Annotated in this window: 9 protein-coding genes and 1 pseudogene; 2 read left to right on the top strand and 8 right to left on the bottom strand. The window is 62.8% G+C overall.

What is annotated here, in order from left to right; genetic code table 11:
- Positions 1–11: 11 nt before the first annotated feature.
- Positions 12–587 (top strand): hypothetical protein, encoded by a 576-nt coding sequence (locus tag G6N67_RS12370; RefSeq protein ID WP_051578586.1) that lies wholly within the window; start codon positions 12–14, stop codon positions 585–587.
- Here the strand turns inward: G6N67_RS12370 and G6N67_RS12365 are convergent, their stop codons facing one another.
- Entirely contained in the window at positions 588–3,518 is a 2,931-nt protein-coding gene (locus G6N67_RS12365; protein ID WP_036430618.1) for an AfsR/SARP family transcriptional regulator, read from the bottom strand.
- Positions 3,519–3,738: 220 nt separating this feature from the next.
- Here G6N67_RS12365 and G6N67_RS12360 point away from each other — a divergent pair, with 220 nt between their 5' ends.
- Entirely contained in the window at positions 3,739–4,023 is a 285-nt protein-coding gene (locus G6N67_RS12360) for a DUF4242 domain-containing protein (protein WP_036430616.1), read from the top strand.
- Positions 4,024–4,167: 144 nt separating this feature from the next.
- Here G6N67_RS12360 and G6N67_RS12355 read toward each other — a convergent pair whose 3' ends face one another.
- The 7 genes and pseudogenes from G6N67_RS12355 to G6N67_RS39180 form a co-directional block, all read right to left on the bottom strand.
- Positions 4,168–4,662, bottom strand: a complete 495-nt coding sequence (locus tag G6N67_RS12355) for a hypothetical protein (protein ID WP_131524628.1) — start codon at positions 4,660–4,662, stop codon at positions 4,168–4,170.
- A 289-nt stretch (positions 4,663–4,951) separates the two neighbouring features.
- Complete coding sequence (locus G6N67_RS12350; RefSeq protein WP_179976822.1) at positions 4,952–8,113, bottom strand: adenylate/guanylate cyclase domain-containing protein; 3,162 nt, start codon at positions 8,111–8,113, stop codon at positions 4,952–4,954.
- 327 nt (positions 8,114–8,440) lie between these two features.
- Positions 8,441–10,177 (bottom strand): AAA family ATPase, encoded by a 1,737-nt coding sequence (locus tag G6N67_RS12345; RefSeq protein ID WP_131524626.1) that lies wholly within the window; start codon positions 10,175–10,177, stop codon positions 8,441–8,443.
- Between the two features lie 82 nt (positions 10,178–10,259).
- A complete protein-coding gene (locus G6N67_RS12340; RefSeq protein ID WP_036430613.1) occupies positions 10,260–10,586 on the bottom strand; it encodes a Wadjet anti-phage system protein JetD domain-containing protein in 327 nt (108 codons plus the stop codon).
- 336 nt (positions 10,587–10,922) lie between these two features.
- Positions 10,923–12,017, bottom strand: a pseudogene (locus tag G6N67_RS12335) (transposase); the annotation flags it as partial.
- Positions 12,014–12,409: a hypothetical protein gene (locus G6N67_RS39185; protein ID WP_230022744.1), complete on the bottom strand. Its 396-nt coding sequence runs from the start codon at positions 12,407–12,409 to the stop codon at positions 12,014–12,016. The pseudogene G6N67_RS12335 and the gene G6N67_RS39185, both read right to left, overlap by 4 nt.
- Positions 12,357–12,638, bottom strand: coding sequence for a TnsA-like heteromeric transposase endonuclease subunit (locus G6N67_RS39180; protein ID WP_230022740.1), 282 nt, complete (start codon positions 12,636–12,638; stop codon positions 12,357–12,359). The genes G6N67_RS39185 and G6N67_RS39180 overlap by 53 nt, the downstream gene beginning before the upstream one ends.
- Between the last annotated feature and the right edge of the window lie 93 nt (positions 12,639–12,731).

Here is a 12,731-nt window from a genome sequence, read left to right as displayed (position 1 = left end):
GGAGCTCCGCAATGAACGCATGCAAGACGCTGGCGACCCTCGGTGTGGTCGTTCTCGCGACGGTTGTCTCAGGTGTGCTACCGGCCGGCGCGGCCCCCAAACCAAGCGGCGCAACTCTTTTCATGTGCCCCGATTTCGGGCGGCCGGGCTACTACCGCGTGACGATCAGGGGTGTGTTCCCGATGACGCAGGCCGACGCCGAGGGATATCTCATCCACATCGACGACAATCCGGCCAGGCCCGGCCACATGAAGTACTACCTGCAGGACGACGACGGCAACGGCCACGAAGGCGATATCAGCATCGCCTACCTGCAAGTGCCGCACCGGCATTCGGACGGTGGCGGCTTTCTCAGGTCGGGCCCCGGCGGGTTGGAGTACCAACGCGAGCTGTCAGTCCCAGGATACGATCTCAACGCCGACGGCACCAAGTGGTACGACCCCGACCGGGTTACGGGTGAAGACCTCGATGAGATCTACGCCGCCGCGACTTTCGTCGACGCGGACGGCGGGGCCAGAACCCAGATCAGCCAGCAGATCGTCAAGGATTTCACGGCGCCCGGCATCTGCGACGGATGCTGCTCGTAGTCAGCAGTATCGGGTCAAGGCCGTTCGTGTGTATTCGATGATGTCCTCATCGGTCAGCATCACGCTGTCTGCGCCGTCGAGGTCGGCGACCTCGGCGGCGCTCAGCGGCGGCACTCGGCCAGACGCAACGATCGCGTGGTGCAGCGCCGCCGCCTCGGCGGCACCTGCACGGAAAAGGAACCTCGTCACACGTCTCAGGTTGTCCCACTGCAGGGGTATCACCCGGCCGGGCCCACCAACCACGAACAGATCCAGCGCGCTCACGAAATATCGCGCCGCCGTGGCCAAGTCGCCGCGCACCGTATTGATCGTGGCCGATTCCATTATGGCCATTGCGATCAGCCAGTTGTTCTCGACCGAGGTGGCCAATTCTCCGGCTTCAGCCAAGATCTTCAGCGCCCGCTCCGGCTCGGTCTCGGACAGGGCGCGGCCCAGCGCGGATCCGGCCAAGGACCGCACCGTCGGATTTCGCGTGGCCTCTGCGATCCGCATCGCCTGCTCGGCGGACTGCAACGCAGAACCCAATGTCCCCATCGCCTGATGGCCGAGCGTGATTCGTTCTGCTGCCAATACCAATCTCATTGGATCGGTGTCCTCTGCCGATTTCTGGAACAGGTCCTCGAAGTAGGCCGTGCTCGTGACCGCGTCGCCTTCGTTCATCACGATGTCGGCGAGCACATCCGCCGGATGGGCGAGAAACGAGACGCCAGGTGCGGGCTCGCGCGCTTCGGCCAGGCCCAACACCGCTCGGGCATGCGCGAATTCGCCGAGAACCTGATAGCCGCGGGCCACGGTGCCTACGGCCGCCGGAAAGAGCGGATGATCGGAGACGGCAGCCTGAACTGCCCGCTCCACCCAGTCCATGGGGTGGTAGCCGATGCGCAGGTGTAGCTCCGGCAGTGACGTCGCCAGCCGAAGCGCCAGGTCGACGTCCTGGCGAGCCATGGCCCACTCGAACGCAGTGCGGAGGTTGTCGTAATCCGGTGCGGCATAGGTCGTACCGGCCTTGGGCAAGATGCGCTGCACCCATGCCGCTTCATCAGGTCCGCGCAGACCAACCGAGGCGCGCTCGATGAGCTCGATGAAGTAGCGCGCATGCCGCGACGCCACAGCGTCGACAAGTCCGCTGTCCTGCAAGCGTTCCCGTCCGTATGCGCGCAGAGTTTCCAGCAGGTCGTATCGGGTGCCCGCGGGGCCGGTCCGGACCACGACCATCGACTTGTCGACCAAACTCAGCAGGATGTCGAACGTGTCGTCATCGGTGGTGCCGTCATCGGCGCATACCCGGTGAACCGCTTCCAGATCGAACCCGCCTGCAAAGGCCGAAAGGCGCACGAACAACCGCTGTTCGGATTCGGACAACAATCGGTACGACCAGTCGATCGTCGCCGTCACGCTCTGCTGTCGCGGATGGGCGCCCCGCTTGCCGCCGCTGAGGAGGCGCAGTCGATCCAGCCGGCGCGCAACGTCCAGACTGCTCATCGCACGCATCCGTGCCGCAGCCAGCTCGATCGCCAACGGCACACCGTCGAGGCGGCGACAGATCTCTGCGACCGCGCCCACGGGCTCACGGCCCGGGTCGAAATCCGGCCGGCTGGCCCTTGCCCGTTCGGCGAAGAGTTCGGCGGCGTGGTGCTCCGCCAGAGGCGGCACCGGAACGATGCGCTCGCCATCCAGCCCGAGCGGTTCTCTGCTGGTAGCCAGCACCTTCACACCCGGACACTCTGCGGCGATCCGGTCGATGAGCGCCGCCGCCTCGTCCAGCACGTGCTCGCAGTTGTCGACGACGAGGAGCAGTTCCAGCGGGCGCAGATGTTCGACCACCGCCTGGTCGAAGGTCTGCCCGAAACTGGCCTGCACCCTCAACGCGGCCGCCACAGTCCGCCCGATTGCGGAACCATCGCTGAGCGGCGCCAGCTCACAGACCCACGCGCCGTCGGCATCACTGACGTTGTATTTGGCCGCGACCTCGAGCGCCAGCCGGGTCTTGCCGACACCCCCTACACCCGTCAGCGTGACAACGGGACCGTCGCCGAACGCGTCAAGTACGCGTTGAACGGCCTCCTCGCGGCCGATGAGCCGGGTTGGCCGCCGAGGAATCGCAGACTCTGCCACGGTTATGACCGCCGGGGCCTCGGCGAGTTTCGCGACGGCGAGTTGCGTGACCGGAAACGCAGGAACCCGCGCGGCAGGCCGCTGCGGATCGCCGGCGAGGATCTGCTGGTGCACCGCCTGCAAAGCGGGGCTCGGGTCGACACCCAACTCCTGGACAAGCCGTTCGCGCATCGCACGGTACGTCTCCAGGGCAGCCGCTTGCCTTCCACACCGGTACTGCGCCAGCATCAGCTGACCAGCCACCCGCTCGTCGAGGGGATACAACTGCCCGGTCGCTGCGAGGTCGTTGAGCAACTCACCGTGGCGGCCTGCGTCGAGCGCCGCGTCATTGCGATCCAGCACCGCCGAAAACCGCTCGGCCTCAAGCGAGGCCCGCACCTCGTTCGCCCAAGGGGTATCGAGCGAGGGGAACGGCTCACCGCGCCACAACTGGAGCGCAGCGTCGAACAATCCTGCGGCGTCCGCCGAGACCGATACCATCCGAGCACGGGACACCCTGTCACGAAACAGGTAGAGGTCCACCGTCTGTGCATCGGCTTGCAGCATGTAACCGCCCGGGCCGCGGACTATCCGCACCCCGTCATTGCCGGCGATGAGCTGTCGCAGCCGAGAGATGTAGGCCGCCAACGCATTGCGCGCCTTATGAGGCGGCTCATCGGCCCATACCCGGTCCGTGAGCTGGTCGGGCGAAACCGGGCGATTGACGTCGACGAGCAGCGACACCAACACACACCGTTGGCGCGCATGACCGACGTCGAGGCCCCGGCCGTCAACCAGTACCTCGACCTCGCCGAGGATCCGAAACTCCACCGCCATCGACGTACAGCGTTCCCCAAGTTTCGGTCCCGCGCCCGGCAATCGCCGCAATGATTGCCCATCGTGCCGCCGTTACCGCGCGCCCTGGCTACGAGTGACAATCACAAGTCTCTGACCTGCCAATTTCAGGATCCCGTCAGGATCGCGCGATCCGCTGGAGGCACTGTTCAGTACGACCGCGACGACCGTCGTGGAACCTGAACCAGCCAAGGAGAGACCCATGAAGCGATACATCATCGAGCGGGAGATCGCGGGCGCCAGCGAGCTGACCGAGGCGGAACTGGCCGAGATCGCGGCGAAGTCCAACAGTGTCGTCGACAGCCTGGGCGTGCCGTACCGGTGGATCACCAGCTACGTCGCAGGCGACAAGATCTACTGCCTTCACGAGGCGCCGAGCGAGGAAGCGATCCGCGAGCACGCACGTTGCGGCGGCTTCCCCGCCGACAATGTGGCGGTGATAGCCAACGAGTTCGGTCCGCACTCCGCCGGTTCGGTGGCGCAATAGGCCCTGGTGGGTGAAGTCCGCCAGTCCTACCCCGATGGAGCGGCCCCCGGGCATCGCGACCTGGCCGTCACATGACCGGTCGACGCAACTTCCGATTGGACACGCCAGCGCCTAACTCGAACCCCGGGACCGCCGCGTCAGCGGTCATTCGTCCGCGAAGTCGAGATTCACCGGTTCGGTCACCTGCGGCACCCCAGTCACTGGAACGCCCGAGTCGACTTCTTCAAAACGAAGGCTCGAGATGTCCACGGACCCCGTTCCAGAGAGCAGCACCCCAAAAGCGATTGCGGTCGCGTGCTCGTCGACATCGAGGACGACTTCTGCACGGGACCAATCGGTCGAACCCCGGACTGGGCGGTCCTGCATATTGTCGAAGGCCGACGGAGCGCCCCGTTGACCGTCGACCCGCAGCCAGAGGCCCGCCCAACCGTCAATATCGTTGCCCTTCAACGAACCAGACAGCCGGACACGGGTTCCGAGATACTTTGTCGGAGCGATCACCTGCATCATGGTGCCGAATCCGTCCGCCGTGTCGTTTACGGCGCGCAGACGCACCACAACGTTGTTGTCGACGGTCTCCCCCGTGGGTTTGTACTCATAGTCAGCGGGATGACTGCCCGCCATCGTCCAACCCTTCACGGTCGATCCTCCCCGTCACTCTGGCGTCGTTCTGAGATCGCCCTGCGTTCCGCAGGACGACCGATTCGAGAGAAGCCGCCAGCAAAACGCTGGCCTAGGTTGACCGTACCTGGGGCCCACGGGGCGGTTGCTCACTTCTTTGAGCCGAGCGTCTGCGAACGCCAAGCGATTCGTCGTCGGTGTAGGTTTGCCTCACGAACGTCGGCGATTCCTACGCCTAAGACGTTCACCCGTACCCGGACGCTTCTTCCCTACCTGTACGACCATCCCGAATACATGAATACGTCGACTACATGGTGTTGGCGATCGCGATGTGTCCTTCGAAGCCCACCGCCGATGCCTTCGACCGATAGCGATCGACATAGGTGCGGTAGGCAAGTTGGTCGTCGTCAATGCGGGCCAACATTGCTCGCAGTCTGAGTAGTGGAATCTCGTGAAGCACGAAACCCGGGTCGATCGGCACGGCAGCCAATCGTTCGATGACATCCATCGCAGTCTTGCGATCAGAGGGGCTTGGCTCGGTGAGTAGCGACTCGACCAGCACGGTGGCCGCTGGACCGCGTGAGATCATCTCGCCGGTGTCGAACTGCTCATCGAAGACCACGTTCGCGAGCTCGATGGCACCCTCAGTATCACCGGAACGCGCCTTCAGGCGCGCCATTTCGATGTCGGCGATCCGTCTGAGCCCTCCGGAGATGCGACGCAGTGCATTGCGGGCCTGGCCGAGCAAGTCAAAAGCGGCCTTGTTCTCGGAGCCGTCTTGATGGGCAAGCACAACAGCTCGATTGAGTTGGGCGAGCGCGACGGCCGTGTCGTCACCGGACTGCTCTGCGATTTTCAGCAGCTCAGCGGTGTGCAGTACGGCCGCCGCATCGGGCAGCAGCGCACCGTTTGGGATGCCGCAGGAATATCGGTACAGGGCGGGCACAATGCGGGCGGTCGCGTCGAAAGGCTGCGCGTGCACCATGCCTTGTTCGATGTCGCCGTTCCATCCACTGATCCCCAGGCACAACTTGGCCACGCCCCGCACCGCCAACGCCCACGCCAACGGTGACGCAAGCATCACATTGCCCTTGATCGGATCACCGTCGGCCAGGTCGATGACACGTTGTGCCAGCCCGATGCATTCGGACGCTTCCCCAGCCTCGTACTTCGCGTGGGCGGCCGCGTACAGCAGCGCGACGGTCAGTGCCGGATCGCCGATCGCCTCCACATGTGCGTCGAGTTCCGAGGCCAACTGCAATGCGTCCCGATAGTGCGAGTTGAATGCGAGCGTCGTGAGGTGGCCGGCCATGCCGATCGCCAAGGACACGTTGTCATTTGCGGCCACGGCTAACTCTCGCAGCTGGTCAAATCCGGTGTCTTCAGGACCACCGCCGACGCGGAAGGTCGTGCCGCACAGCAGCGTTCGCGGTGCTATGCGCATCGCTGGCCGCTCCGGGTCGTCGGTCGGTAGTTGGTCGGCCACATCTCTTGCTCGCTGCCAGCTCGTCCGTGCCGCTCGCACGTCGCGGTAGTTGAACCAGTTGCCAGCTCGCATGTGCCAGGCAAAGGCCGGCCGGAGTTCACCAGCTGCCTCCCATTGAATGGCGATCATCGCGGCGTTCTCGTCCACAGACTCAGGGTCGCCTTGTTCGATGATGGTCGCTAACCGGCGGTGCAGATCCGCGCGCGCCGACTTCAATTGCGATTCGTAGGCAACTTTTTGAATCAGCGGATGTCGGAAGGCGTACTCAGGACGGGGTGTGAACGTAACCTGGTCGACGAGTTCTGCCTCGACCAGAGGGGACACCTCGGCTCCCTCATGAAGGCCGGCCAGTAGCTGGGAACCGAATCGCGCACCGATTACCGCTGCAGCGTGCAGGGTTCTCTTGGCGGGTGGGGCTAACCGGTCAATGCGGGCACCGATTGTCGCCTGGAGCGTGGCCGGGACACTGACGTCGATGACGTTTCCAGCGCATGTGTAACGGCCCCGTTCACCCTGGAGTAGGTTGCGTTCGGCTAAGTCGCGCACTATTTCTTCGGCGAAGAACGGGTTGCCGGCAGATCGCTCGGCGACCACGGCCGCCAAATCTGCCACCGATGGATCCCCGCCGAGTAGCTCTCGAGCCAATTCTGCGGTGTGCGAACCATCCAATGGTGCAAGGGTGATGATCTGAGACCCGCCGCCGCGCGACAGCTGGCCGTGGTAATCCGGGCGGTAGGTGATAACGACCAGTGATGGGGTCTGGGAAACGATGGATGTGAATTCGGCGAGCATGGACTCACTAGCCTCGTCGATCCAGTGGACGTCCTCGACCACGTACATTGCCGGGGTACGGCGTTCGAGTGTGGCCGTGTTGAGCAGAGCAGTAAGTCGCCGGCGCCGGGCGTCGGGACTGATATCGGGTAGTGCGCCACCGGTGTCATTGATGCCGAGGAGATCGCCGAGGAGTAATTGATCTTCGTCGTCCGCGTGTGGGAGTTGGTTGCGGATATGTGACCGGGCGTCGTCGGGTGGCATAGCGCCTACACCGAAGGCGGCCCGCAGCAGCCGTGCGACGACAAGAAACGGGATGTCGCGCGTGTGGGATTCGCAGTAGGTCGAAAAGACCTCGATGCCACGGCCTCTTGCCGCCGATGCCGCTTCCCGGGCGAGCCGACTCTTGCCGATGCCTGCTGGACCCACCAGTCCGGCAACAACTCCAACTCCACCGAATGCTCGCTCTGAGATGCGGGCTAACGCATCCGCTTCCCACGCCCGCCCGATCAGGGGCGATTCGCGCCGGCCTACTCCGGGAGGCGCGTGAGCGGTTCCGTAGAGGCGACGCGCGGGCACAGGGGTTTCGCTGCCCTTGATGCGCACCATCTCCGGGTCACCCAGCGTCGCGTGTTCGCGAACCAATCGGGCCGTCGTCTCGCTGATCATCACTCCGCCCGGCGGCGCGATCGATTCCATTCGCTGGGCCATTCCGACCTGTTCGCCCACTGCCGTGTAGCTCATTGGGTGTGAACCGATTTCACCTGCGATGACTTCGCCCGAGTTGAGGCCGACCCGCAGCTGCAGCGCGATCCCGTCGCGGTGCTGAAGCTCGGCGGCTAGGCGTTGGGTCTCGTCCTGGATCTCCAACGCCGCGAGGCAGGCGCGAAAAGCGTGGTCCTCCAACGCTACTGGCGCACCAAATAACGCCATGATTCCATCGCCGGTGAAATTGTTCAGCGTGCCGCCGTAGCGTTGGATCACAGACGTGGATCGGTTGACCAGCTCGGTCATCACCTCGCGGAGCCGCTCCGCACCCACAGAAGCCGCGATATCCATTGACCGAACCACATCGGCGAACAGCACCGTCACCTGCTTGTACTCGGCCGGTTCCGCCGCGGCCGAAACGGCGGTTCCACACTCGTCACAGAACTTCGCGTTCTCACGCAGTCCGGTGCCGCATGTCACACACGTCACGTCAGCAGCCGTCATGCGAGCACCGCCAATCCGGGGTACCGACTCCCCGCTGCGTCAAGAATAGGGTGCTTGCCAGCTAAGAAGACCGGTATTGACGCGGCGTTAAGCCCGGTGTCCGGCGCCGCTTCTTTGTCACCTGCAGTAGCAACGACGAAAAAGAAGAGCCTGTCCTGTAGGTTCTCACGTTTGACTGCACCGGCACACGGCCCTGAACTGGGCAATTACATCGTGTCTCACGGGCGCTGCACCGACGTTTATCTCACGAAACGCTGCATTTCCTACAGGCGCTACGCCGCCAAGCCGACCTTGGCGAAGCTCACGTAGCGCGCAGTGAAATTCCCGCTAGGGAACGCCCGCCGCCGTCAGCAATCGGCGCGCCTGTTCTCGTGCAGCGGCGGTCGTGTGAGCGTTCTCGGCGAAAGCAATTGGCAACCACCCAGGACCTTTGGGGGCACTCTTGGTTGTCAGAAAATTCTCAAGTACGCCGACTCGGACAGTGACAATGCCCATGAGATCCAAAGCATCCAGAAGCCTGGCCGCCGCCGCCTTGTCTGCTTTGAATGCCAAGGTGCCGTACGACTTAAGCCCTCCCCAGCCAGTAGCGGGAAGCTTTACAGCATCAGCAATCCTTCTAGCGAGGCCTTCGGTCAGTACCTCATCAACATTCTGGTCGAATATTGCCTCGATGGCAGTCGCCACGCTCTCGACTGTCGGGGGCTTCGGCACACCGAGGAACTCTGCTGTCGCCTTTTTGTAGTCCGACTCAATCTGGCTCCAATCTCCTCCGTGGGCTTCGACGAGAGCTCGCAACTTCTTGGCATCGTTAAGGATGTCGAGATCAGGACAGGTGACGGTGCGCACTCCGAGAGCATCAAGTCGTGCAACATATTTCGCCAGATTCTGTTTGCCGTTGCTGCCAACGAACATCAGGTTGTGGGCTGGCGAATCTGGGGAGCTATCGGTGTGCACTGTGTCGATCGCGGCCGCATAGAAGTGTGAGTCACGGTCGCCTTCGGTAATGATTACAGCTGAGTGAAACAGCCCATCCAGTGCGTCCCCGTACCGGAGCGTGATGTCTTCCCATAGCGCCTTAACATCATCGACCTTGAGTTGCTTGGCTTCGGCACCTTCGTCGGTGCGTGTCAGGTGAATAATCGTGACTGGTGCACCACTTTCAATCAAACCAAGCAATATGTTCTTGTCGTGCGTTGCCAGAATCACCTGAGATTGGTTCTCCTGTACAGTTTTTCCGATCTCGCTGCCGACGATCCTGGCCTGCGGGGGATGTAGAAACGCCTCGGGCTCATCAATCAAAGTCAACGGCATGTTGTCTGTGATCAGGGGAATGAGTAGGCCAAGAGTCGAGCGGATACCGTCGCCTTGATCATTCAACATCGGCAACTCGGCAACCGCGTGGGCGTAGTCGGCAGTTACTTCATTGACACTAGGGGTTGGAAGACCGGGGTCTCCGATGCGGTAGTAAAGATTTGAAGCAAGTACATCGAGGTACAGGTTGATGCCGAAGATCTTTTCGGCCACTTCATGCACTTGACGGCGGGCTTTCTCATCGGTGCGTATGACGTGCATCGGATGTGTCGGCGCATCCCCAATCGTGGCCAACTGGCCCGTCCCTTGACAGACTTCGATGCGCTCGGCGGGCCGTTGGTGAGACACGAACCACGGCGTGAGGCTCATCGGGGTCGGACTGTCCCGACGCCATGCGGCCACGATATTCGCTTGGTAAGCCTGCTGCTTGCGATTGATCTGGGTGCGCCCGTCGCGCTCCTCAAATCGCGCGTTGGCCCTGAGCCAGGCCATCATGTCCTCCGGGGTGCCTCCCCAAGGGCTCAGCATCTCGGTGACAACGCATGGCGCGTCCGACCTCGCTAGCGATTGAGACCGCAAAATCTGGACGATGTTGTTGAGGAGCGTCGTTTTGCCGACGTTGTTCGCACCGACCACCGCCGTGACACTCCCCGGCCCCGGAAGTGGCAGCATCTCACCCCCTCCGATTCGGATGCCGTGAAGTCCGAATCCAAAGGCGTCGGCGTTGCCCGTCGTGTCATCACTAACCGTCACAGTGCCCCCTGGATCTTTGCAAGATCTCGCTCGATTGGACGCTCAATGCTTGCACAAGCGTTAGGGTCACTTCCGAATAGAATCACGTGCGTTGAGGTCTGCAAACAACAAACGCCCTGAGGGCCGTGATTACATCCGCGATGGGGATGTGTTCCTGTTCCAATTGACGGTCCTTGCCGCGGTAGCGGTGCTCCTCATTGAGTCGCTCGTAGATCCTCCGCTCGGAATCATGCAGGCCCACTGGCACGTCGGCGTCGCTGAGGCCTTGGTCGCGCGCGCTGTCGTGCTGCTGGTTGGGGTAGCGGTCCCAGGTTTGTTCATCCATCAGGACAGACTTCACGTTCATTCCGCCGCGGCGCAGCGAGGCGAGTATGGCCAGGCCGGCACGGTCGATGTCTCCCCAGTACATGAGCGTCTTCGCGGGCGGTCCACCGCAGATCCGCCAGTGAGGTGACGCCGGATCCCAACCCATAGAGCACGGCCAGGCCGGGTGCGAGGATGTCCAGGGTGTGACCGAGTTTGCGGTTCTCGACGATCAGAATCGACTCGGGAGCACGTCTTCCCTAGTCCGGGAAATGCGTCGATCGGCACCGCGCCTTTGGCCTTGTCGCCGTCCTGGGCGTTGCTGTCAACGATGTCCCACAAGTCTTCATGCAGGGCAGCCAGCTGCGGTGTCTTGATCGGGCCGAGATTGGCGTGCCATTCGCGGCGTTGACGATTGTAGTCGTCGTAGGCCTCTTCGCTGAGGTTCTTCCACCGCATCGACATCGATCAGGACCGATCGCGGGACGCCCTGCTCAGGCCATACCGCATGAGCTGGCCAGTCCTTTCCCGCGGGACGCGGCCTATAAACCTGATACAACACAGATCCAGCGTCCACCGACTTCGTAGACACCGGCGTTACCCGGATCCCGGTTACACAGCGCGTGTACCAACCCATCCCGATCGTGAGTTCGGCCTGCACCCACCGCAGAGTGATCGGGTCCAGCGCGAACACGTCCAGCCGCGTGGTGTCCATCAGTAGGTATTCGCCTGGCCGGGTCGGGCGCAGCTTCCCGTACGGGTCATCCGGCCGATCAGCGATGTCGCGGTTCCTCTTCGTACTCAACCGGAAGGTTGGATGCCGGTTCTCCAACTGCTCGAGAATTCGATACGCAGTGGCGCGGCTGGGCTGCTTGACTGCGTCCGGCCCGTAGCGCGCAACGACCCGGGCGTTGGTCCGGTCGATCACCATGAGTCGCGAGGGCCGTGATTGTTCGGTGTGTTCGACCATGACTTCGAGTGCGGTTTCCACCCAGCGCTCATCGACGAGCCCCAGCGGCTTTTGGCGGCTGACAGCACTGCGGGCGAGACCTGCTTCTCCGTGTTGACGAAAGTCTGCGACCCACTGCTTGATAGTGCGCAGACTCACTTCGAGCTCAGCCGCTTTCGCCTTATATCGTTCGGTGAGCGCGAGCCGCACGTCGTAGGACGGCCGCGGTTCGTCGGGCGCCGCCAGCTCCGCTGCCCCTGATCGGTACCCGGTCAAGACCTCACGCACGTGCGCCGCTCGTTCGGCGATGATCGCTCTGTCCGATTCGGATATCGCCGACAGCACAACGTCAGCGGGCTCCCCGGCATCATCCGGGCCGCCTCCGCCGTGTGTGTCCGCGACAAGGCTCGCTCGCCGGCTCATCAGCAATTCGTGCAGTGCTATTCGCACGAATCCGCTCTGCCCTCGGCATGATCGCAGCACGGTCTCGGTGCCCAACTGTCCCGCATGTAGTTCGGCGACCTCCAGGAGCTCGCCGTCGAAGACCACCCGCGTGCCCACTCCCACTCGCACAGCGGAATTGCTCATGCTCCCGGCCCTTTCGTCAGGATCGCTGATCTCGTCAGTGGCTCCACCATATCGACGGTGAAGTACTGGTTCCAGATCGCGTGGAAGACAGCAGAGCGCACCAGGGCAGGTGGTGCGCCGAAGTCGATACTCAAAGCCTCGCCCAAAGTGCGGCCGGCGAGTTCGTGCTGCCGGATCGATTCCACTAGCTCGTCGTTGAAACACCTTGGATTACGGAAGCCCGCGAGGAAGCGGACATTCTCGAGTTCCGTCGCCGACGGTTCGCTCCAGACTTCGTAACGCCAGCCATGTCCCTCCACGATCTTCCTGGTCCAGTCAAGTGTGAAAGAGACCTTTGGTTTACCCAGCCGTGCAAGGGGTTTGACGTCTCCAACGATGGATCCCTTGCTCATCGATGAGCAAGAAGTCCGGCACATGCCGACGCACTCGCCGATCGACTCTCGTCTTCAAGAGAAACGGCTGCGCGACGATACGTCGCACTGCGACATCGAAATCCGCGTACTGCAGCCGGGCCAATTCCAGGCGAGACTCGTAGATGACGTGAGACCGTTCGGTCGACGACCAGTAGGTGCCCGAGTAGTGCTTCTGCCCGCGATACCACCTAAACGTTCTCCAGGGCATCGCCGCGCTGAGCAGATCGGTGGTCACGAGACCCCAGTCGGTCGAATACTCGGCCAGGGTCTCCTTGTTTCGGACGGAAACCGTCGCGTCGGC

Source organism: Mycolicibacterium mageritense (genome assembly GCF_010727475.1).
GTDB lineage: Bacteria > Actinomycetota > Actinomycetes > Mycobacteriales > Mycobacteriaceae > Mycobacterium > Mycobacterium mageritense.
This window is presented reverse-complemented; position numbering and strand designations above follow the sequence as displayed.

Coding starts and splice junctions, on each gene's coding strand:
- G6N67_RS39180 (WP_230022740.1), bottom strand. CDS start 12,638: ATGCCCTGGAGAACGTTTAGGTGGTATCGCGGGCAGAAGCACTACTCG.
- G6N67_RS39185 (WP_230022744.1), bottom strand. CDS start 12,409: ATGAGCAAGGGATCCATCGTTGGAGACGTCAAACCCCTTGCACGGCTG.
- G6N67_RS12365 (WP_036430618.1), bottom strand. CDS start 3,518: ATGGCGGTGGAGTTTCGGATCCTCGGCGAGGTCGAGGTACTGGTTGAC.
- G6N67_RS12360 (WP_036430616.1), top strand. CDS start 3,739: ATGAAGCGATACATCATCGAGCGGGAGATCGCGGGCGCCAGCGAGCTG.
- G6N67_RS12350 (WP_179976822.1), bottom strand. CDS start 8,113: ATGACGGCTGCTGACGTGACGTGTGTGACATGCGGCACCGGACTGCGT.
- G6N67_RS12370 (WP_051578586.1), top strand. CDS start 12: ATGAACGCATGCAAGACGCTGGCGACCCTCGGTGTGGTCGTTCTCGCG.
- G6N67_RS12340 (WP_036430613.1), bottom strand. CDS start 10,586: ATGTACTGGGGAGACATCGACCGTGCCGGCCTGGCCATACTCGCCTCG.